We start from the raw sequence: 20,912 nt of genomic DNA, 5'->3' as shown, positions 1-20,912 counted from the left end.
GATGCGTGCCTGGGTGGTGGACCGGCCGGGGCCGATGGCGTCCCGGCCGCTGGCGCTGGTCGAGCGAGAGGTGCCCGAGCCGGGGCCCGGCGAGGTCCTGGTGCGGGTCGAGGCGTGCGGGGTGTGCCGTACGGACCTGCACCTGGCGGAGGGCGACCTGCGGCCGCGGCGGCCCCGCACCACCCCCGGGCACCAGGCCGTGGGCCGGGTCGAGGGCACCGGCGAGCGGGTGGGCGTGGCGTGGCTGCGCTCCACCTGCGGCAGGTGCCGCTACTGCGTGCGGGGGATGGAGAACCTGTGCCCCCACTCGACGTACACGGGATGGGACGCCGACGGCGGGTTCGCCGAATATCTCGTCGCGCCCGCCGACTACGTCTACCCCCTGCCGGGCGAGCCGCCCGCCGAGCGGCTGGCGCCGCTGCTGTGCGCCGGGATCATCGGCTACCGGGCGCTGGCGCGGTGCGACCTGCCGCCCGGCGGGCGGCTGGGGATCTACGGGTTCGGGGCCTCGGCCCACCTGACCGCGCAGGCGGCCATCGCCCAGGGGGCCACCGTGCACGCGGTCAGCAGGTCCGCCGACTCGCGGCGGCTGGCCCTGGAGCTGGGGGCCGCCTCGGCCGGGGACAGGCCGCCGGAGCCGCTGGACTCGGCCATCCTGTTCGCGCCGGTGGGTACCCTGGTGCCACCCGCGCTGGAGGCGCTCGACCGGGGCGGGACGCTGGCCGTGGCGGGGATCCACCTGACCGACATCCCGGCGCTCGACTACGACCGGCACCTGTTCCAGGAGCGCACGCTGCGCAGCGTGACCGCCAACACCAGGGCCGACGGGCGGGCGTATCTGGAGCTGGCCCTGGCGCATCCGCCGCGCGTGACGACGACGGCCTACCCGTTCGAGGAGGCCGACCGGGCGCTGGCCGATCTGGCCGCCGACCGGGTCAACGGGGCCGCCGTCCTGGTGCTGAGCTGACGAAACACTTGATGACGCTTAGCTCCACTTCGTACACTCATGAAGGAAAGTTACATTAGCCTCACAACCGCTGGAGATTATTGACGCTGATCTGGCGCGATCGTAATGTCCGGTCAATCCCTAGAGACATCCCCCGGAGCGGCAAATGAAGCGACTGGCAGCGGTAGTGGCGTTGCTGGGCCTGGCCACCGCGACAGCGGCGTGCAGTGGTGGTTCCACCAACAAGTCCGGCTCGGGCGGCGGCGGTGGTGGCGGGCTCTTCACCACGATCGACGTGACCCGGCCGGGCCTCGAATCGACGGCCCCGGCCAACCCGTTCAACCCCAAGGGCAACTCCTTCGTGGGCTACAACGCCATGAGGATCGGCTGGGTCAAGAACCACCTGACCGACCCGAACCAGGCCCTGCCCGGCATCGCGGCGAGCTGGGAGATCGCGCCCGACAACTCCTCCATCACGCTGAAGCTGCAGCCGAACGCCAAGTGGTCCGACGGCAAGCCGGTCACCGCCGACGACGTCAAGATGTCCATCGGCATCGCCTACACGCAGGGCAGCACGGCCTTCTCGATCACGCCCGGCGCGGCGGGCGCGGCGGCCGACGTCACGGTCGTCGACCCGCAGACCCTGAAGATCACCCAGGACATGGCCAACCCCAGCCCGAAGTTCGCGCGCGGCGTGCTCGACACGACGGTGCTGCCCGCGCACGTGTGGGGCAGCGTGCTGCCCGCCGACTTCTGGGACAAGCTCAAGGCCGCCCGCGGCGACGGCCCCGACGCCGAGAAGGCGCGCGAGGAGATCCCCGCGCTCGGTGAGAAGGTCCTCGCCTTCGCCCCGCCCAAGGACGTCTCCGCCGGCCCGTTCGTGCTGGAGCGGGTCAACCCGTCCGAGGCGCTGCTGGTCAAGAACAAGTACTTCTACAACGCCGCGAACGTCGCGCCCGCGCAGGTGAAGTTCCTCAACTACACCGGCAACGAGCAGATCTGGAACTATCTCACCCAGGGCAAGCTCGACCACGCCGGCTTCACGGCCACCCCGACCGACGTGATGAACCGGATCAAGCAGGCTCCGGGCAGCGAGATCATCAAGGGCTACTCGCCGGTGGCCGTGGGCATGGGCTTCAACCAGTCCAAGAAGCCGTACGACAACGTCCACGTGCGCCGCGGCCTTGCCTACCTCATCGACCGCGACCAGGTCACCAAGGTCGCCTCGCCCGAGGGCGGCACGCCGGCCGCCACGACCAGCGGCATCCACCAGAAGGCCGCGCAGGCGTGGATCCCGGAGACGGTGCCGCAGCTGGAGCCGTACAAGCCCGACGTGGCCAAGGCCGAGGCGGAGTTCAAGGAGGCCGGCCTGACCAAGAAGGACGGCAAGTGGACGCTGGCCGACGGCACGGCGTGGAAGGTCTCCATGCACGCGCCCTCCGGCTTCTCCGACTGGCTGTCGGCCCAGGAGAACATCAAGAGCCAGCTCACCAAGGCCGGCGTCGACGCCGAGGTCGTCACGACCGCCGACTACCCGCTCTACCTTCAGGAGTTGTCGGCCGGCAAGTACGACGTGGGCTTCTGGCTGATGGCGCTCGGCCCCGCGCCGTACGACATCTTCCAGCGCGTCTACGGCGCCTCCAACGGCTGGACCAACGTCGGCAACAAGGTCTCGCACGCCGCGCCCGGCAAGAGCGGCAACTGGATGGGCGGCGGCGAGGAGATCGAGGTCGACGGCCAGAAGGTCAACCCCGGTGAGCTGACCGCCAAGCTGAACTCGGTCGGCGCCGAGGAGGCCAAGCCGATCATGGCTCAGCTCGCCAAGGCCACCAACCAGGACCTGCCGGTCATCCAGCTCTGGGACTACGTCAACGTCCAGTTCGTCAACAACAGCCGCTTCACCGGCTGGCCGCACGAGGACGAGGTCCTGCGCGGCGGCGGCAGCGTCGTGATGTCCGGTGTGTGGATCCAGCAAGGTCTGATCAAGGCAAAGCAGTAGCCTATGACGCTCATCGCACGGCGACTCGCGGGCCACCTGGCCCGCGGGCTCGTCATGATCCTCGTAGTGGCGACGATCACGTTCTTCATCGTCAACAACATCCCCGGCGACCCCATGGCCGCCCGGTACGAGAAGCTCATCGAAGGGGGCATGTCGCCGGAGGCGGCCTCGCAGGCCGTGAAGGTGCTCTACGGCTTCCAGCCGGACGGCTCGATGTGGCAGCAGTACAGCGAGTTCATCACCGGCCTGGTCCACCTCGACCTCGGCGTCTCCGTCACCAGGCCGGGCACGCCCGTCCTCGACGTGCTGACCGAGGCGGCCAAGTGGACCGTTCTACCGGTCCTGGCGGGCACGCTGCTCAGCTTCCTCGTCGGCGTCATCCTCGGCGTGTTCGCGGCCATCAAGCGCTCCGGCAAGCTGGGCGACGCCCTGGCCATCTCCGGCTCGCTGCTGCACGGCATCCCGCAGTACGTGCTGGCGATGCTGCTCGTGGTGATCTTCGCGACGCTCATCCCGCTCCTGCCCGCCGACGGGTCGGTGGACATCCTGTACGAGCCGGGCTTCAACGCCGGCTACATCGGCTCGCTCGTCGAGCACGCCATCCTGCCGGTCGTCACGTACGCCCTGTCGGCCTACGGCGGCTGGATCCTGGCGATGAAGTCCAGCGTGGTCACCGTGCTCGGCGACGACTTCATCCTGGCCGCCGAGCTGCGCGGCGTGAAGCGCTCGATCGTCTTCCGCTACATCGCGCGCAACGCGATCCTGCCCCTGTTCACGCTGCTGGCCCTGTCGCTGGGCCTGCTGCTGGGCGGCGCGGTCTTCATCGAGAAGATCTTCAACTACCCGGGGCTCGGCTGGCTGCTCATCGGCAGCGTCCAGGACCGTGACTACGCGCTGATGAGCGGGGCCTTCCTGCTCATCACGGTCGCCACCATCATCGCCAACATCGTGGCCGACCTGTTCTACACGGTGATCGACCCGCGAGTCCGCAGCGGAGAGGAGGCGTCGTGAGCGCCACGCTCATTCCCGAGACGGGCTCGGCCGCCTCGACCATGCGCCGCAACTTCTGGCACGGCGTGTGGCGGGTGATGAAGCGCAAGCCCAGCCGGATGGCCGGAGTGATCATCCTGGTGGGCTTCCTCCTCATGGCGGTCGTCGGGCCGATGCTGCTGCCCGCGAACCTGCCGGACAACCCCAACGCCATCACCCAGCCGCCGAGCTGGGAGCACTGGTTCGGCACCGACCCGCAGGGCCGCGACGTGGTCGCGCTGGTCATCAAGGGCTCGCGCTACGTGCTGCTGACGGCCGCGGTGACCGCGCTCATCACGGTCGTCGTCGGCACCGCGGTCGGCCTGTTCTCCGGGTTCAAGCGGGGCCGCTGGGACACCGTGCTCATGCGGCTGACCGACATGAAGCTCACCATCCCCGGCCTGCCCCTGCTGCTGGTGCTGGCGACGGTGTGGCAGTTCGGCAGCCCGATCCAGATGGGCCTGGTGCTGGGCATGCTCGGCTGGGGCGGCGTGGCGCGCGCCGTCCGATCGCAGACGCTGTCCCTGCGCGAGCGCGGCTTCATCGAGGCGGCGCGCGGGCTGGGGCTGTCCACGACGCACATCATCGGCAGGGAGCTGCTGCCCAGCATGGCGCCCTACATCGCGATGAACATGCTCATCGCGGTCACCGGCGCGGTCTACGCGCAGGTGGGCCTGTTCTTCCTGGGGGTGCTGCCGTACGAGTCGGACAACTGGGGTGTCATGCTCAACCTGGCCGTCTTCCAGGCGGGCGCCATGATCACGCCGAACGCGCTCGGCTACCTGCTGGCGCCGCTGCTGGCGATCCTGCTGCTCACCCTGGGCATCGTGCTCGTCGTGGACGCCATGGACGAGATCTTCAACCCCCGGCTGCGCGAGGAGTAGCACGTTGGCTGAACAAGCGCCGGGAGTGCGCATCGGCGGCCTGACGGTCGTCTACAAGACCCCCGCGGGCGAGCTGCCCGCCGTCCGGGACATCAGCCTGACGCTGGAGCCCGGGTCGATCACCGGCATCGTCGGCGAGTCCGGCTCCGGCAAGTCCACGCTGGCCCTGTCCCTGCTCAACGCGGTCCAGCCGCCCGGCAGGATCTCGGCGGGCAGCGTCGAGATCGACGGGCTCGGCGACGTGGTGGGCCTGGCGGGCGAGCGGCTGCGCAAGGCCCGCGGCCGGCACATCGGCTACGTCTTCCAGGCCGCCCAGAACTCCCTCAACCCGCTCAAGACGGTCGGCAAGCAGCTCCTGGACCTGGGCCGCTCGCACGGCGTGGAGGACCTGCGCGGCCTGGTGCGCGAGGCCAAGGAGCTGCTGGGCCGGATGGGCCTGGACGGCGCCCGGGTGCTGGACTCGCACCAGCACGAGCTGTCCGGCGGCATGCGCCAGCGGGTCGGCATCATGCTGGCGCTGGTGCTCAACGCCCACCTGGTGGTGCTGGACGAGCCGACGACCGCGCTCGACATGATCACTCAGGCGAACATCCTGAAGATCATCCGCGAGGTGCACGCCGAGCGCGGCCTGACGACGCTGGTCATCACGCACGACATCGGCGTGGTGGCCGAGGTGGCCGACCGGCTGGCGGTCATGTACGGCGGCCGCCTGGTCGAGCAGGGCCCCACCCGGGAGGTGCTGGGCGCGCCCCGGCACCCGTACACCAGGGGCCTGATCAGGGCCATCCCGCGGCTCGTGGGCGACATCGACGAGGCCCAAGCCCTGCCGGGGCGCCCGCCGACGCTGTCGACCGTGCCGAAGGAGGGCTGCGTGTTCAGGGAGCGCTGCCCGCTGCGCATGGACGTGTGCGACTCGGTGGACCCCGAGGCCGTCTCCCATGGGACGAGGACCGTGGCCTGCCACGCCGTGACCGTGAAGGAGCACGCATGATCACCGGAACCGGCGTCGTCAAGACGTTCAAGCAGCGGGGCAAGATGCTGGGGGCCCGCGATGTGCGCGCGCTGCGGGGCGTGGACTTCGCGATCCCCAAGGGCGGCGCGGCCTCGTTCATCGGCGAGTCCGGGTGCGGGAAGACCACGCTGGGGCGGATCATCGCGGGGCTGGAGACGTACGACGAGGGCGAGATCGCGATCGACGGCGTGGCCATGTCCGGGCTCAAGCTCAAGCAGCGCCAGCCGCACTTCCGCAAGATCCAGATGATCCACCAGGACCCGTACTCGGCCCTGAACCCGACCAGGACCATCCACCAGACCCTGCACGCGCCGCTGAGCCTGCGGGCCAGGCAGACCGGGCGGTCGCGGTCGTGGATGGAGGAGCGGGCGGCCGAGGTGCTGTCGCTGGTGGGGCTGGACCCCGGGTCGGTGCTGGCGCGCTACCCGCACCAGCTGTCCGGCGGCATGCGCCAGCGGGTGGTCATCGCCCGCGCGCTGACCGTGGACCCGGAGATGCTGGTCGCCGACGAGGCCGTGTCGATGATCGACGTCTCGCTCCGGCTGGGCATCCTGGCGCTGCTGAAGGACCTGCGCGAGCGGCTCGGCGTGAGCGTGCTGTTCATCACGCACGACGTGGCCACGGCCCGCTACATCGGCGGCGACGGGGAGCTGTACGTCATCTACCGCGGCCAGGTCGTCGAGCGCGGCCCGGTGGACACGATCATCGCCGACCCCGTGCACCCGTACACGCAGTCGCTGCTGTCGGCCATCCCCGTGCTGCACGGGCTGGAGCAGCCGGGCGAGCAGCCCGTCATGCCGCTGGAGTCGCTGGACGAGAGCCGCTCCGACGAGGGCTGCCTGTTCGCCCGGCGTTGCCCGTTCCGGGGCGAGCGGTGCGCGGACGAGCGGCCGCTGCTGCAGCTCACCGAGGGCGTGCCGCAGGAGCACGCGTGCTTCTACCCGCAGCGCCGAAGTGTGATCGCGCGACCGATGAGCGAGGTGTGATGTCCCACGCCGTACGCGCGGCCGACCCGGCCGAGGCGGCGCTGGTCGCCGAGGCCGCGCTGACGCTGGACGCCGGCGAGGCCGCCGCCCTGGTCGGGCACCTGTCGCGGCCGCCGGCCGACCGGCGCTGGACGGCGCTGGCCACGGACGGGGGCGTGGTGATGGCCTCGATGTCCGCCCAGGACCCGGAGGTGGGGCACGTCGACCTGCTCGCCGTGCACCCCTCCGCCCAGGGCGCGGGACGCGGCCGGGCGCTGGTGCGCGCGGCCGAGGAGTGGCTGGCCGGCCAGGGCGCGCGGCAGGCCCGCTTCGCCGGGAACCCGCCGTGCTACGCCTGGCCGGGCATCGACGTGCGCTACACCGCCGCCGCCTGCCTGGCCGAGAGCCTCGGCTATGAGCGCTACCACGTGGCCTGGAACATGACGGCCGACCTCCTGGACGCGGACCTGTCCGTCGAGGAGGACGTGGCGCGGCTGGAGAAGTCGGGCGTCGCCGTGCGCGCGGCGGGCGGGGACCGCGAGCGGGTGGCGGCGTTCGTCGAGGAGCACTGGAACGACCGGTGGGCCTGGGAGGCGGTCAACGCGGCCGGGCTGCACTACGCCGAGCGCGACGGGCAGATCCTCGGCTTCGCCGCCTGGGGGTCGCGGCCGGCCTGGTTCGGGCCCATGGGCACCGCGCCGGACGCCCGCGGGCTGGGCCTGGGCCGGGTACTGCTGCGCAGGTGCCTGGCGGACCAGCGGGCCGCCGGGCAGGCCGGCGCCCAGATCGGGTGGGTGGGGCCGTTGCGGTTCTACTCGCGCGCCGTGGGCGCGCGAGCGGAACGCGTCTTCTGGCTCTACCGGCGCGATCTGGCGTGATGTCACGTATAGAGCAGTCGTCCCTCGGGGCGTCCCGGCGGCGGGCACAGGTCGCGGGGGTCCTCACCGGCCTCCAGGCGGCCGGTGAGCGCGCCGGAGCCCCACAGATGGTCCAGGAACAGGTCGGGGCCCCACCAGCGCAGGTCGTCCGGGTAGAGGTCGCGGGCCACGTGCAGGATGGACAGCCCCGTCAGCACCGGCCGGAAGGCGCCCGGGTCGTGCACGTGGAGCTGGACGCCGCGTACGGGGGTGCCGGCGTGCTTGTGGAACGTCGGCGTGAACCAGGCCTCCCTGAACCGCACCCCCGGCAGGCCCAGGGCGGCCAGCGCCGGGGCGAACCTCGCGTCGGCGTACGGGGCCCCGATCAGCTCGAACGGCCTGGTCGTGCCGCGCCCCTCGGAGAAGTTGGTGCCCTCCAGCAGCCCGGTGCCCGGGTAGACCAGGGCGGTGTCCGGGGTCGGCATGTTGACCGACGGCATCACCCAGGGCAGCCCGGTCTCGGCGTACGTCATGTCGCGCCGCCAGCCCTCCATCCGGACCACGGCCAGGTCCACGTCGAACCCGAACAGCCCGGCCAGCTCCCCCGCCGTCCTGCCGTGCCGGAGCGGCACCGGGTGGCGGCCCACGAAGCTCGCGTACGCCGGGTCGGGCAGGGGACCTTCCTCCACGGTCCCGCCGAGCGGGTTGGGGCGGTCGAGGACCACGAAGCGCAGGCCGAGCCGGGCGGCCGAGGCCATCAGGTCGTACATGGTCCAGACGAAGGTGTAGAAGCGGGCGCCCACGTCGGCGATGTCGAAGACCAGCGTGTCCACCCCGGAGGCGGCCACCACGCGGTCGAGGGACTCCCCGGAGAGGTCGTGCGTGTCGTGGACCGGCAGCCCCGTCCGCTCGTCCACGGTGTCGGCCTCGCTGCCGGCCGCCTGGGCGGTGCCGCGCATGCCGTGCTCGGGGCCGAACAACGCCGTCAGACCCAGCCCGGCGGCCATGAGGGCGTCTGTCGTGGGGGTCAGGTCGGGCAGCACCCCGGTGGGGTTCGTGATGAGGCCGAGGCGGGTCCCCCCGGCGAGAGCGGGATCCGCGGCCAGCCGTTCGGCTCCGGTTCGCACATGTGCCATGAACCCATTGTCTGAAAGATATTTACAAGAGAGAAGTAAAGGGTGGAAATTAGCGACATGATTGAGCCGCTACCCGAGCTGTCCACCGAGCAGAGCGACCCGCGCTACAGCCAGATCGACCGGCTGCCGACGGAGCAGATCGCCCGATTGATGAACCAGGCCGACGCCGCCGTGCCCGCCGCCGTCGCGGTGGTCATCCCGGCCATCTCGGCGGCCATCGACGCGATCGCGGCCCGGATGTCGGAGGGCGGCCGGCTCCTGTACGTGGGCGCCGGCACGTCGGGACGGCTGGCCGTGCTCGACGCCAGCGAGTGCCCGCCCACGTTCGGCACCGACCCGTCACTGGTGCAGGGCATCATCGCCGGCGGGCCGGACGCGCTCACCCGGTCGGTCGAGGGGGCGGAGGACGACGCCGCGGCCGGCGCCGCCGCGTTGCGGGACCTGGAGGTGGGACCGCTCGACTCGGTGGTGGGCGTGTCCGCCAGCGGACGGGCCCCTTTCGTGCTCGGCGCGCTGGCGGAGGCGGCCGGCCGCGGCGCGCTCACCGTCGGCCTGTCGTGCAATGACGGCGCGCCGCTGTCGGCCGCCGCCGAGCACGCCATCGAGGTGGTCGTGGGGCCCGAGGTGGTGACCGGCTCGACCCGGCTCAAGGCCGGCACGGCCCAGAAGCTCGTGCTGAACATGATCTCCACGATCTCCATGGTCAAGCTCGGCCGTACGTACGGGAACGAGATGATCGAGATGTCGGCCATGAACAGCAAGCTCGCCGGGCGGGCCCTGCGCATGGTCAGGGACATCACCGGTGCCGACCAGGAGGCGGCCGGCGCGGCGCTGGACGCGGCGGGCGGCCGGACGAAGGTCGCGGTGCTGATGATCCGGCACGGCCTCGACGCGGACGCGGCCCGCGCGCTGCTGGAGTCGCACGGCGAGCGCCTCAGCGACGCCCTGAGCGGCTGACACCTGACGGCCGGCACAACGGGGGGTAGGGAGATGTCCGACCGGCTGGCGGCGATCCTGGCGGAGGCGGTGCCGCGGGTGTGCCCGGCGGCGGTCTCGCTGATCGCCGTGGACGGCTCCGTGGTGGCCGCGGCGGCGGCCGGGGAGCTCGTACGGTACGCCGACGCGCGGGGCGGCCTGGCCGCGGAGCGCCCGCCCGCGCACCGCGACTCGATCTTCGACCTGGCCTCGGTCAGCAAGCTGTTCACCACGGTCGTGCTGCTCTCGCTGGCCGAGGAGGGCCTGCTGGACCTCGACGAGCCGGTGGCCGCCCGGCTCCCCGGGACCGACCCGCGGATCACCCCGCGCCGCCTGCTCACCCACACGGCGGGCCTGCCCCCGACCCGCCGCGTGGACCTGGAACTGCCCGGCGCGGACGCCGGCGCGCGGATGGCCGCCATGGTGCGCACGCCGATCACCCACCCGGTCGGCGGGCCGTACCTCTACAGCGACGTCGGCATGGTCATGGCCGGCCGGGTGGCCGAGCTGGCCGGCGGTGCGGCGCTGGACGCGCTGGTCCGCGCCCGGGTCACGGACGTGCTCGGGCTGCCCGACACGGGCTACCGGCCGGACGGCCGCCTGGCCAGGATCGCCGCCACCGAATGGAAGCCCGAGCGGCCCGGACCCGGCTGCGTGCGGGGCGAGGTGCACGACGAGACCGCGTACGCGCTGGGCGGCGTGGCCGGGCACGCGGGGCTGTTCGCCACGGCCGGGGACCTGCTGGCCTTCGGCGAGGCGCTGCGGCTCGGCGTCGGAGCGCTGCTGCAGCCGGAGAGCGTGGCCGAGATGACGCGCGACCAGGGTGCCGAGGGGGCGCCTTTCCGGCACGGGCTCGGCGTGCGGATCGGCGACCCGGCCGTCGTGGGCCCGCTGGCGGGCGCGTACGGCCACTCGGGGTTCACCGGCACCTCGCTCGTCGTGGATCCGGCCCGCCGCCTGACGGTGGTGCTGCTGACCAACGCCGTGCACCCCGTGCGGGGCCGCGACGGCATCCGCGGGCTGCGCCACGCGGTGGCGGCGCACGCGGCCGACCTCGCCCGCTGAAAGGCCGGCGTCTTGACGTAGCCTGCGGGTATGTCCGTCCATCTGAACCACACGATCGTGCCGGCCAGAGACAGGGACGCGACGGCCGCCTTCCTCGTCGAGGTCCTCGGGCTGGAGCCGGCCCCGGAATACGGCCCGTTCCGGGTCGTCTCGCTCGGCAACGACGTCTCGCTCGACGTCGTGCAGGCGGGCGACGAGGTGCCGTCCCAGCACTACGCCTTCCTGGTCAGCGAGGCGGAGTTCGACCAGATCTGGGGCCGGATCAAGGAACGCGGCCTGACGTTCTGGGCCGACCCGTACCATCAGCGGGCCGGCCAGATCAACACCAACGACGGCGGTCGCGGCCTCTACTGGTCCGACCCCAACGGCCACAACCTGGAGATCATCACGGTGCCGTACGGCGGCGGTTAAGGGGCGGTCAGGGGGCCAGCGCCTCCAGCGCCTCCTCGGCCCGGCGCATCGCCTCCTTGGCGTCGGCCGCGGGGATCTCGCGGTCGAAGTTCAGGTCGTGGAAGACGTCCGTCACGCCCTGGGCGGCCAGCTCGGCCACATCGCGCCGGATCTTGTCGTACGTGCCGGTCAGCGGGCGCTCCTCGTCGGCCGCCCGGACCTGCGTGGCGCCCCGGATCACGAACCGGAACGCGCCCGCGTCCCGCCCCGACGCCGCCAGCTCCGCCCTGATCAGCCGCACCCGCGCGCCGATGCCGGTCAGGTCCTCCCGGCTGGAGCTGACCCACCCGTCGGCCAGCCGGGCTGCGCGGCGCAGCGCGACGTCCGCCGTGCCGCCGAGCAGGATCCGCGGCGGCCCCGGCACGGGCTTGGGGTCGACGTGGGCGGGCGGCACCCGGTAGAAGCCGCCCTCGTGCTCCACCACGTCGTCGGCCCACGCCTTGCGCAGCACCTCCAGGAACTCCTCCCCCCGGCGCCCGCGGCCGGCCATGTCCACGCCGGACGCCTCGAACTCCTCCGGCAGCCAGCCCAGCCCGATCCCCGCGGTCAGGCGGCCGCCGGAGAGCGTCTGCAGCGTGGCGAGCTGCTTGGCCAGCAGGAGCGGCTGCACGTACGCGTTGATCACCGCGACGCCCAGCCCGATGCGGCCGGTCACGGCCGACACGTGGGCCAGCGTGATCAGCGGGTCCTGCACGGCGCGGTAGGTGGGGCCCATGGGGTGCCCGACCGGGTACAGCAGCCGCTGGAACGTCCAGAGCTCGGAGTAGCCGAGCGCCTCCGCCCGGGTGGCGATGCGGCGCATGTTCTCCGGGGTGGCCCAGGGCCCTGACTGGGGTACGGCGAAACCTACTCTCATGCCCCTAGTCTGTACGAGTGGGTCTCGAGGCGGAGCTGGCGGGGATCGCTGCGGCATATGGCGGTGCGGGCGCGCCCGTTCTACACCCGACACGGACGGACGTCGTGGTGTTACGCATGGGAGAGGTCGTGGTCAAGGCCCACTCCGCGCGCGACGACGCCGAGTCGCTGCGGCCGAGGCTGCGGGCCGCCGCGTCGGCCGCGGTGAGCGGCGTGATGCTGGCCCCGCTGGAGCCCGAGGTGCTGTCGGCGGCCGGGCGCGCGGTGACGGTGTGGCCGGCGGGCCGGCCCGTGGCGCAGGACGACCCCGACTCCGCGCCGTGGGAGGAGGGCGCCAGGCTGCTGGCCAGGCTGCACGCCGTCTCCCTCCCGCTGCTGCCGGCCCTCCCGCCGGCCGGAGGGCCTGCCAGGGCCGCCCGCGCGGTGGGCCGCATGCCCGGCGACGGCCCCGTGGAGCAGCTCGTCAGGCGGGCGTTCAAGGAGCTGCCCGAGCCGCCGCCGCAGCCCGCGCTGCTCACGCACGGCGACTGGCACCTGGGCCAGCTCGTCCACCGCGACCGCTGGCTGCTCATCGACGTGGACGACCTCGGCGTCGGCGACCCGGCGTGGGACCTGGCCAGACCGGCCGCCTGGTACGCCGCCGGGCTGCTCGACCCGGCAGTCTGGGAGCGGTTCCTGGGGGCGTACCTGGCCTCCGGCGGGCCCGCGCTGGGCCCGGGCGACGACCCCTGGCGGCGGCTCGACCTGCCCGCACGGGCGCTCACCGTCCAGCTCGCCGCCGTGGCGGTGGTCAACGCCGCGCGCGAGGACCGGGAACTGGATGAGGTCGAACATTCGTTGGTCGAATCGTGCAACAGAATCGTCCGAGCGTGACGAGGTTGCGCGCGGTAGGTTTCACCCTGAGACCTCGAAGCCAAGGAGAGCGACTTAGATGCATTGCCCTAAGTGCCGCGGGAACATGCGGACCTATGAGCGCAACGGCGTCCACATCGAGCAGTGCGACAACTGCCGCGGGATCTTCCTCGACTACGGCGAGCTGGAGACGCTGACCCGGATGGAGACGCAGTACCACGCGGCTCCCCCGCCCCCCGCCCCCGGTCCGGCCTGGGGCGCTCCCCACCACGGCGGCCACCACGGTCACCACCGCGGCCAGCGCAGCTGGGTGGGCATGCTGTTCTCGACCTGATCCGACGGGCCGCGCGCCACGGGGTGCGCGGCCCTCGCTTCAGTCCGGGCCCCGGCGTCAGCCGCCGGGGAAGTCGTCCGGGTCCACGGGCGCGGTGCGGGCGTTGCCGCCGGAGATGGCGTGCAGCGTGATCCGCCAGTCGTGCCAGAGGATCTGCGTGGCGGTGAATGTCGTCTTGAACTTCACCGTCTTCTCGAAGCGCTCGAAGCTGCACTCCCGGGTGAACGCCTTGGTCTTGCCGTCCCAGTCCACGCCGTGCGTGAAGTAGATCTTGTAGCTGCCGTCGCGGACGCCCTTGATCTTGAACTTCGCCTTCTTGCGCACGTACACGCTGAACTGCTTGCTGCCGCCCTTCATGACGGTGACCACCGAGTCGAGGCTGCCGCCGTTGTCGATCTCCAGGGAGCTGCGGCCGTTGAACGCGCTGCCCCTGCGGATGAACGAGCCGTTGCGCAGCCGCCTGGTCTGCTTGTCCCCCGCCTTCACGGCCACGACGTCGGCCGGGTAGTCGCCGGCGCTCTGCAGGGCCCGGCCCGCCTCGTCCAGCGCGCTCAGCTTGTCGTTGACGTCGGTGAGCACGGCCGAGGAGGTGCACAGGTCGCGTGCGCCGACCTTGCCCGCCGTGGAGCCCAGCTCGGTGGCGAACTCGCGCAGGCTGGTCACGTACGCCTCGTGCTGGGCGCGTACGGCCTCGGGCGGGGTGAGCGCGGACAGCGCGTCGGCGGCGCCGCTCAGCGTCTGCTCGGCCTTGTCCACCCGCTGGTCCAGCGCCTTGACCCCGCGCGCCCCGGCGAGGGCGCTGATCGCGTCGGCCATCGGCTTGCGGCGGCTTTCGAGCTCGCTCTTGTACGCCTCCGGCGTCAGCGCGGCCGGGCTCTGCCCGCCGGGCGCGGTGCCGTTGCCGGTGGCGGGCACGGCGCCGTTCCCGCCCGCGACGCCCGACACCTTCGGCTCGCCACCGGCCGGCGACGGCGAGCCCGAGGAGCAGGCGCCGAGGGTGGTGAGGGTCGCCAGGGCGAGAACGCAGGAGATCAACCGGGGTTTAGCCACCTGCCACACTATTGTCCGGTTGATCCCCAACCGTCAATTACGATTCGGCCAGTCCCTCGTCCCGATCCTGTCGCAGCCACCGGGTGATCCCCAGCGTCTCCAGGAACGGCACGTCGTGGCTGGCCACGACGAGCGCCCCCCGGTACGCGGACAGCGCCTGCGCGAGCTGGCGGACGCTGGCCATGTCCAGGTTGTTGGTCGGCTCGTCGAGCAGGAGCAGCTGCGGCGGCGGCTCCGCCGACAGCAGCGCGGCGAGCGTCGCCCGGAAGCGCTCGCCTCCCGACAGCGTGCCGGCCGCCTGGTTGACCCGCTCGCCCCGGAACAGGAAGCGCGCCAGGCGGGCGCGTACGTCGTTCACCGAGGCGGAGGGCGCCACGGCGCGCACGTTGTCCACCACGCTCAGACCGTCGTCCAGCAGGTCCAGCCGCTGCGGCAGGTAGCGGACGGGCACGTGGGCGCCGTGCTCGACGATGCGCTTGAGCAGCGTGGTCTTGCCCGAGCCGTTGGGGCCGAGCAGCGCGATCCGCTCGGGCCCGCGCACGACCAGCGTCTCCAGCACGGCCACCCGCGACTCCTCCGCCTCGTCCGGCCCGTCCTGCTCCCGGCGGGGCGGGGCCAGCGGAAGGGTCAGCACCGTGCGGCCCGCGGGCACCTCCGTGCCCGGGAGCTCGATGCGGATCTCCGCGTCGTCGCGCACGGCCTGCTCGGCCTCGGTCAGCCGCTCGCGGGCCTCCTCCAGCTTCTCCAGGTGCAGGGTGCGCTGTTTGCCCGCGGTGACCTGGGCCTTGCGTTTGAGCCCGTTCGCGACGATCTTCGGCACCCTCTTGTTCTCGTACGCCTTCCTGCCGGTGCGCAGGCCCCGGTCGATCCTGGTCCTGGCCTCGACGAGCTCGCGCTGCTGGCGGCGCACCTCGCCCCCGGCGGTGCGCACCGTGCGCTCGGCGGCCTCCTGCTCGGCGGCGACCTGCTCCTCGTAGGCGGTGAGGTTGCCGCCGTACATGCGCACGGTGCCCTCGCGCAGCTCGGCGATCTGGTCGACCAGGTCGAGCAGCGTCCGGTCGTGGCTGACGACCAGCAGCACCCCCTGCCAGGCGCCGACGGCGGCGTAGAGGCGCCGCCGCGCGTCCAGGTCGAGGTTGTTGGTGGGCTCGTCGAGCAGCAGCACGTCGGGCCGTTTCAGCAGTTGCGCGGCCAGCGCGACCATGATGGTCTCGCCGCCGGACAGCGTGCCGACCGTGCGGTCGAGCCCGACGTGGCCGAGCCCGAGCCGGTCGAGCTCCGCGTGGGCGCGCTCCTCGACGTCCCATTCGTCGCCGACGGCGGCGAAGTGCTCCTCGGCCACGTCGCCGGCCTCGATGGCGTGCAGCGCCGCCCGCGTCCGGCTGATCTCCAGCAGGTCCGACACGGTACGGCTCGCGCCCAGCGGCACGTTCTGCGGCAGGTAGCCCACCTCTCCCGAGACGGACACGGACCCGCGCGCCGGGGCCAGCTCACGGGCGATGAGCTTGAGCAGGGTGGACTTGCCCGACCCGTTGACCCCGATGAGCCCGGTACGTCCCGCGGGGAACGCGGCGTCGAGCCCGTCGAGCACCTTGGTGCCGTCCGGCCAGCCGAAGGAGACGTGATCGATGACAATGGAAAAAGACATAAGGCGGCTCCCATCACAAAAATCGAAATTTCGTGACTTGGCGGGAATCACCGCAGATGCGCGCAACACAGGGGCGACGGAGTCGGAGTCCGTGATCGGAGGCGAGGATGCCTCGAGGTCCAGGAGATGCGCGCATGCCCATGACAGGGCGGATCGGCGCGGTGCCCGCGACCTCAGATCCTCACGTCAGCTGCCCCCACGGTTCGGCGATAGAACGTTCGAGAGTTTAGGCGACCCGCGGCTCACCTGGCAAGGCCGCGGGACCGGTGCGCCGCCACGTTGACCCTGTTCGCGCAGGCCAGGGAGCAGAACCGGCGGCGCCCGTTGCGCGAGGTGTCGACGTAGACCGTCTCGCACCCGTCCCTGTCGCACCGCCCCAGCCGCCTGCCCCCGGCGAACGACAACGCCATGGCCAGGCCGCCCGCGGTGGTGTCCTTCGCCCTGGCGACGATGTCGGCGTCGATGGAGAAGAAGTGCAGGTGGGGCTCGCGGCCGTCGTGGGCGCTGACGTACGGCTTGGCCGCGGTCACGTCGAGCAGGTCGTTGACCAGCTTGATCTGGGTCTCCTGGTCGAGCTCCCCGAACACCGGGGCCAGCCGGGCCGCCCACGCCCGCAGCTCCGCGGCCTGGGCGGGGGTGACGGCCGTGCGGAGCAGGCGGTGCTCGGTCAGCATCGCCTCTACCGCCGCGGGGCTGAAGTCGGTCGCGTTGACCAGTGCCGCGGCGAGGGCCGCCCCGTTGCCGCCGTAAGCGTTGAAATGCATAAGGCCATTACATCAGGTTGGAATCATGCACTCCAGAGACCTGCACGATCCGTTCGCCATGACCGTCGTGTCCTCGCACCGCACCTCAGAGGGCGTCGTGTCGTACCTGCGGTGTACGTGCGGCGCGTGGGAGGTGCGCACGGCGCGGCTGGTCGGCACCGCCACGCCGGGGCCGCGATCGACCGGGAGCATCGACTGAGTCATCTACGGGGACATCTACTGGGACATCTACTGGGACATCTCCTGGGTCATCGGCTGGGTCATCGGCTGGGACATCTCCTGGGTCATCGACTGGGACGGCGCTGACGTCCTAGAGTCGGGGCCAACACCCCCCAGGAGGTCAGGCATGTCCAGCATTCCCTCCCTGTTGCGCGACCGGATCGCGGCGACCCCCGACGCCGAGGCATACCGTGTGCCATCGGACGACGGGTGGGCCTCGCTGTCATGGCGGGAGGTGGGCGAGCGAGTGCGCGGGCTGGCCCTGGGCCTGTCCGGGCTCGGCTCCGGGCCGGGCACCCGCGTGTCGATCCTGTGCTCCACCCGCCTCGAATGGATCCTCTGCGACCTGGCCGTGCTGGCCACCGGGGCGGCGACGACCACGATCTACCCGTCCAACACGGCCGCCGAGTCCGCCTTCGTCATCACCGACTCCGGCAGCACGATCGTCATCGCCGAGAACGACGAGCAGGTCGCCAAGCTCAGGTCCGTGCAGAAGGAGCTGCCCGACGTCACCCGCGTGGTGGTCATCGACGGCTCGGCCGGCGACGACGGCTGGGTGGTCACGCTCGGCTCCCTCGCCCAGGACGGCGGCCCCGGCGCGGGCGACTACGACGCGATGGTGGACGCCATCGCCCAGGACGACCTGGCCACGCTCATCTACACCTCGGGCACCACGGGCCGGCCGAAGGGCGTGGAGCTGACCCACGACAACTGGCTCTACGCCGCCGGCGCCGTCCGCGAGCTCGACCTCATCTCTCCCGCCGACCTGCACTTCCTGTGGCTGCCGCTGTCGCACTCGTTCGGCAAGCTGCTGGAGGTCGTGATGATCGACATCGGCGTGCCCACCGCGATCGACGGCCGCCTCGACAAGATCGCCGACAACCTCGGCGTGCTGAGGCCGACGATCATGGCCGCCGCGCCGCGCATCTTCGAGAAGATCCACAACACGGTCACGGCGAACGTGCGCCGCGACGGCGGGCTCAAGCTGCGCATCTTCAACTGGGCGCGGCAGACCGGCAGCCGGGTCGTGCGCGCCCGCCAGCGCGGCTCCGAGGTCCCGGTCACCACCCGCGCCGAGTACGCGCTGGCCGACCGCCTCGTCTTCGCCAAGCTGCGCGAGCGGTTCGGCGGCCGGATCCGCTTCTTCATCTCCGGAGCCGCCCCGCTGTCGCAGGACATCGCCGAGTTCTTCGACGCCGCCGGGCTGACGATCCTCGAGGGGTACGGCCTGACGGAGTCGTCGGCGGGCAGCTTCTTCAACCGGCCGGAGTCGGTGCGGTTCGGCACCGTGGGCCCGCCGCTGCCGGGCACCGCGGTCCGCATCGCCGAGGACGGCGAGATCCTCATCGGCGGGCGCGGCGTCATGCGCGGCTACCACGGGCTGCCGGCGGAGACGGCCGAGGCGCTGGAGGACGGCTGGCTGCACACCGGAGACATCGGCGAGCTGGACGACGCCGGCCGGCTGCGCATCACCGACCGCAAGAAGGAGCTGATCAAGACCTCGGGCGGCAAGTACGTCGCGCCCACCTACCTGGAGGGCCGGATCAAGGCCGCCTGCCCGTACGTGTCGCACGTGTTCGTGCACGGCGACCGGCGCAACTACGTCACGGCGCTGATCACGCTCGACATGGACGTGGCCGGGCCGTGGGCGGCGTCGGAGTCGCTGCCCACCGACCCGGAGGAGCTGCGCCGGCACCCGCGCATGCGCGAGGAGGTCGAGAAGGCGATCAACCAGGTCAACGCGGACCAGGCCAGCTACGCCACGGTCAAGAAGTTCGAGATCCTGGCCGAGGACTTCACGGTGGAGACGGGCGAGCTGACGCCCAGCCTCAAGATCAAGCGCAAGGCCGTCGAGGAGCGCCACGGCGAGACCCTCGACTCCTTCTACGCCTGACCGCGCGGGGTCCCGGATGATCTCCCACCTGCCGGTGCGGCCACGGCACTGCGACGCCCAGGCCATGATGCACGCGACCCGCTACTACGAGTACTTCGAGGACGCCTTCCTCGACTGGCTCGGCGGCCGGGGCGGCTACGAGCGGCTCCGGCGGGAGGGCGTCGACCTGGTGGTCAAGGCCAGCGGCTGCGAGCACCACGCGCCCGCCCGGCTCGGAGACGTGCTGGCGGTGGAGAGCGCGCCGGCCAGGGTCGGGACCACGTCGATCACCATGCGGTTCACGATGCGGCGCGGGGACGAGCTGGTGGCCGTCGGCACGATCGCGTACGTGTGCGTGCGCGACGGCCGCCCCGCTCCCCTGCCCGCTCTGCTCACGGCACCCGCCTAGCTGTGCCGTCTCATGACATCGGTTCCTCGCTGTCAGGCCTGGCGGGCATAGGACGTGAGGCGATCGGCGAGCGCGATGACGAGCTCGCGTAGTTCGTCGGGGCGCTCGATGACGAACGGCCGGTCGAGTGAGGCGAGTATCCGAGGCAACCAGTCGAGCTGCTGCGCCCGCAGCTCGACGCGCTGCCAGCGCTCGGCCGCCGGGTCCTGGCCGGCCGCGGGCTCGTGCTCCTCCAGGCTCGCGACGCTGGCGGGGAGGTGCGCGCGGATCTGCTCAACTGTCCCGTGGATCCGCAAGGTCACCTCATGTCGGTACTCGGCCGTGGCGAATCCTGACAACACGCGCTGCGCCGGACCGGGACCCACGGGCGCTTCGAATGAGCCGGGCAGGGCCCTCGCGTCTGCGATGCGATCGAGCCGGAAGGTTCGGTCCTCGCCGGCCTGGGCGTCCTTGCCCGTCACGTACCACCGGCCCGCATGGGCGACGATCCCGTACGCGTGCAGTGTGCGTTCGCTGCGCCGTCCGTCGCGGCCGGTGTAGCGGATCGAGACCGGTCGGCGGTGGCGCACCGCATCGGCGATGGTGAGCAGGAGCCCGGCGTCCGGGTGGTCCAGCTCGCCGGGCTGATCCGTGAAGGCGAGAGCTTCCAGGAGTGCGTCGAGCCGGCGGGCGATGTGCTGGGGCAGCACCCGCCGGATCTTCGCTGACGCCGTCTCGTTTGCCGTGCGCTCCGTCGTCGTCAGCCCTGCCCGGCGGCCGGCGACCAGGCCGAGCAGCACGGCCAGCGCCTCGTCGTCGCTGAGCATGAGCGGAGGCAGACGGTACCCGGGAGCCAGCCGGTACCCGCCGTAGCGGCCGCGTACCGACTCCACGGGCACGTCCAGGTCGATCAGCTGGTCCACATACCGCCGCACAGTGCGCCCTTCGACGCCGAGACGGTCGGCGAGCTCGGCCACAGTCCGGGTGCCGCCCGACTGCAGCAGCTCCAGGAGTGTCAGCACGCGGCCGGTGGGTCGTGGCATGTACGCAGCCTAACGCCGAATACAGGACCGATTCTGTCCACTATTTCCCCTAGCCTGCGACGTACACGCCTCCAGCACGGCCAAGGAGATTCCCATGGACTTCGTCTCGATCCGCATCATCACCAGCGACGTCGCACGCCTCGTCGAGTTCTACGAGCGAGCCACAGGGGCGCGGGCGACGTGGGCGACCGAAGACTTCGCCGAACTCAAGACCTCGGGCGCCACCCTCGCGATCGCCGGCACCCGCACCGTCCCGCTGTTCGCCCCGGGCTCTGCCCGCCCGGCGGACAACCACAGCGTGATCACCGAGTTCCTCGTCGACGACGTGGACCGCGTTCACCAGAAGCTGACCGGCTTCGTCACCGACTTCGTCACCGAGCCCACCACGATGCCCTGGGGCAACCGGTCGCTGTTGTTCCGCGACCCCGACGGCAACCTCGTCAACTTCTTCACCCCCGTCACCCCGGAGGCCATCGAGAAGTTCGCACGCTGACGCCACGCACATTCCACGATCGGGGCACCGGAGCCTCCGCCGCGTCCTCACGATCCCGCAGCAGCTCACCTTCGA

At 71.8% G+C, this 20,912-nt stretch carries 22 protein-coding genes; 16 read left to right on the top strand and 6 right to left on the bottom strand.

The window, feature by feature from the left end; all coding sequences use genetic code 11:
* The first annotated feature begins 1 nt into the window (after position 1).
* The 7 genes from AB0J69_RS02630 (at position 2) to AB0J69_RS02600 (ending at position 7,713) form a co-directional block, all read left to right on the top strand.
* Positions 2–967, top strand: a complete 966-nt coding sequence (locus AB0J69_RS02630) for a zinc-dependent alcohol dehydrogenase family protein (protein WP_364112070.1) — start codon at positions 2–4, stop codon at positions 965–967.
* Positions 968–1,112: 145 nt separating this feature from the next.
* On the top strand, positions 1,113–2,945 hold the full coding sequence (locus AB0J69_RS02625; protein WP_364112068.1) for an ABC transporter substrate-binding protein: 1,833 nt from the start codon (positions 1,113–1,115) through the stop codon (positions 2,943–2,945).
* Positions 2,946–2,948: 3 nt separating this feature from the next.
* Positions 2,949–3,956, top strand: a complete 1,008-nt coding sequence (locus AB0J69_RS02620; protein ID WP_364112066.1) for an ABC transporter permease — start codon at positions 2,949–2,951, stop codon at positions 3,954–3,956.
* Positions 3,953–4,858 carry an ABC transporter permease gene (locus AB0J69_RS02615; protein WP_364112064.1) on the top strand — a complete coding sequence of 302 codons (906 nt, stop codon included), beginning with the start codon at positions 3,953–3,955 and terminating at the stop codon, positions 4,856–4,858. Before AB0J69_RS02620 ends, AB0J69_RS02615 begins: the two co-directional genes overlap by 4 nt.
* A gap of 4 nt (positions 4,859–4,862) precedes the next feature.
* The gene (locus AB0J69_RS02610; protein ID WP_364112062.1) at positions 4,863–5,849 is read left to right on the top strand and encodes an ABC transporter ATP-binding protein; all 987 of its coding nucleotides are present in this window, start codon (positions 4,863–4,865) and stop codon (positions 5,847–5,849) included.
* The gene (locus tag AB0J69_RS02605; protein WP_364112060.1) at positions 5,846–6,856 is read left to right on the top strand and encodes an ABC transporter ATP-binding protein; all 1,011 of its coding nucleotides are present in this window, start codon (positions 5,846–5,848) and stop codon (positions 6,854–6,856) included. Before AB0J69_RS02610 ends, AB0J69_RS02605 begins: the two co-directional genes overlap by 4 nt.
* Complete coding sequence (locus AB0J69_RS02600) at positions 6,856–7,713, top strand: GNAT family N-acetyltransferase (protein ID WP_364112432.1); 858 nt, start codon at positions 6,856–6,858, stop codon at positions 7,711–7,713. Before AB0J69_RS02605 ends, AB0J69_RS02600 begins: the two co-directional genes overlap by 1 nt.
* A 2-nt stretch (positions 7,714–7,715) precedes the next feature.
* Here the strand turns inward: AB0J69_RS02600 and AB0J69_RS02595 are convergent, their stop codons facing one another.
* The gene (locus AB0J69_RS02595; RefSeq protein ID WP_364112058.1) at positions 7,716–8,828 is read right to left on the bottom strand and encodes a DUF1343 domain-containing protein; all 1,113 of its coding nucleotides are present in this window, start codon (positions 8,826–8,828) and stop codon (positions 7,716–7,718) included.
* 57 nt (positions 8,829–8,885) lie between these two features.
* On the opposite strand from AB0J69_RS02595, the gene murQ reads away from it, so the two are divergent.
* From murQ to AB0J69_RS02580, 3 genes are read left to right on the top strand one after another with little or no spacing between them, the layout of a single operon-like run.
* Positions 8,886–9,785, top strand: a complete 900-nt coding sequence (gene murQ / locus AB0J69_RS02590; protein WP_364112056.1) for an N-acetylmuramic acid 6-phosphate etherase — start codon at positions 8,886–8,888, stop codon at positions 9,783–9,785.
* A gap of 33 nt (positions 9,786–9,818) precedes the next feature.
* The gene (locus tag AB0J69_RS02585; RefSeq protein WP_364112054.1) at positions 9,819–10,868 is read left to right on the top strand and encodes a serine hydrolase domain-containing protein; all 1,050 of its coding nucleotides are present in this window, start codon (positions 9,819–9,821) and stop codon (positions 10,866–10,868) included.
* A gap of 30 nt (positions 10,869–10,898) precedes the next feature.
* Complete coding sequence (locus AB0J69_RS02580; protein WP_364112052.1) at positions 10,899–11,279, top strand: VOC family protein; 381 nt, start codon at positions 10,899–10,901, stop codon at positions 11,277–11,279.
* Positions 11,280–11,286: 7 nt separating this feature from the next.
* Here the strand turns inward: AB0J69_RS02580 and AB0J69_RS02575 are convergent, their stop codons facing one another.
* Positions 11,287–12,174, bottom strand: coding sequence for a TIGR03619 family F420-dependent LLM class oxidoreductase (locus tag AB0J69_RS02575; RefSeq protein ID WP_364112050.1), 888 nt, complete (start codon positions 12,172–12,174; stop codon positions 11,287–11,289).
* A 116-nt stretch (positions 12,175–12,290) separates the two neighbouring features.
* Between AB0J69_RS02575 and AB0J69_RS02570 the strand changes: the two genes are divergently transcribed.
* On the top strand, positions 12,291–13,046 hold the full coding sequence (locus AB0J69_RS02570; protein WP_364112048.1) for a phosphotransferase: 756 nt from the start codon (positions 12,291–12,293) through the stop codon (positions 13,044–13,046).
* A gap of 58 nt (positions 13,047–13,104) precedes the next feature.
* Positions 13,105–13,359 carry a zf-TFIIB domain-containing protein gene (locus AB0J69_RS02565; RefSeq protein ID WP_364112046.1) on the top strand — a complete coding sequence of 85 codons (255 nt, stop codon included), beginning with the start codon at positions 13,105–13,107 and terminating at the stop codon, positions 13,357–13,359.
* A 57-nt stretch (positions 13,360–13,416) separates the two neighbouring features.
* Here the strand turns inward: AB0J69_RS02565 and AB0J69_RS02560 are convergent, their stop codons facing one another.
* The 3 genes from AB0J69_RS02560 to AB0J69_RS02550 all read right to left on the bottom strand — a co-directional run bounded on the left by AB0J69_RS02560 (position 13,417) and on the right by AB0J69_RS02550 (position 16,821).
* Positions 13,417–14,409, bottom strand: a complete 993-nt coding sequence (locus AB0J69_RS02560; RefSeq protein ID WP_364112044.1) for a hypothetical protein — start codon at positions 14,407–14,409, stop codon at positions 13,417–13,419.
* Positions 14,410–14,446: 37 nt separating this feature from the next.
* Positions 14,447–16,057, bottom strand: coding sequence for an ABC-F family ATP-binding cassette domain-containing protein (locus tag AB0J69_RS02555; protein WP_364112042.1), 1,611 nt, complete (start codon positions 16,055–16,057; stop codon positions 14,447–14,449).
* 242 nt (positions 16,058–16,299) lie between these two features.
* Positions 16,300–16,821 carry a CGNR zinc finger domain-containing protein gene (locus tag AB0J69_RS02550; RefSeq protein ID WP_364112040.1) on the bottom strand — a complete coding sequence of 174 codons (522 nt, stop codon included), beginning with the start codon at positions 16,819–16,821 and terminating at the stop codon, positions 16,300–16,302.
* A gap of 25 nt (positions 16,822–16,846) precedes the next feature.
* Here AB0J69_RS02550 and AB0J69_RS02545 point away from each other — a divergent pair, with 25 nt between their 5' ends.
* From AB0J69_RS02545 to AB0J69_RS02535, 3 genes are all read left to right on the top strand, one after another.
* Positions 16,847–17,020 carry a hypothetical protein gene (locus AB0J69_RS02545; RefSeq protein ID WP_364112038.1) on the top strand — a complete coding sequence of 58 codons (174 nt, stop codon included), beginning with the start codon at positions 16,847–16,849 and terminating at the stop codon, positions 17,018–17,020.
* 147 nt (positions 17,021–17,167) lie between these two features.
* Positions 17,168–18,934 (top strand): long-chain fatty acid--CoA ligase, encoded by a 1,767-nt coding sequence (locus AB0J69_RS02540; RefSeq protein WP_364112036.1) that lies wholly within the window; start codon positions 17,168–17,170, stop codon positions 18,932–18,934.
* Positions 18,935–18,950: 16 nt separating this feature from the next.
* The gene (locus tag AB0J69_RS02535) at positions 18,951–19,322 is read left to right on the top strand and encodes a thioesterase family protein (protein WP_364112034.1); all 372 of its coding nucleotides are present in this window, start codon (positions 18,951–18,953) and stop codon (positions 19,320–19,322) included.
* A 32-nt stretch (positions 19,323–19,354) separates the two neighbouring features.
* Here the strand turns inward: AB0J69_RS02535 and AB0J69_RS02530 are convergent, their stop codons facing one another.
* Complete coding sequence (locus tag AB0J69_RS02530) at positions 19,355–20,344, bottom strand: YafY family protein (RefSeq protein WP_364112032.1); 990 nt, start codon at positions 20,342–20,344, stop codon at positions 19,355–19,357.
* 94 nt (positions 20,345–20,438) lie between these two features.
* Between AB0J69_RS02530 and AB0J69_RS02525 the strand changes: the two genes are divergently transcribed.
* On the top strand, positions 20,439–20,837 hold the full coding sequence (locus AB0J69_RS02525) for a VOC family protein (protein WP_364112030.1): 399 nt from the start codon (positions 20,439–20,441) through the stop codon (positions 20,835–20,837).
* Positions 20,838–20,912 lie beyond the last annotated feature (75 nt).

Source organism: Nonomuraea sp. NPDC049709 (assembly GCF_040674815.1).
In the GTDB taxonomy this organism is placed as follows: domain Bacteria; phylum Actinomycetota; class Actinomycetes; order Streptosporangiales; family Streptosporangiaceae; genus Nonomuraea.
The sequence above is the reverse complement of the archived record's forward strand: the minus strand, read 5'-3'. Positions and strand labels throughout refer to the sequence as shown.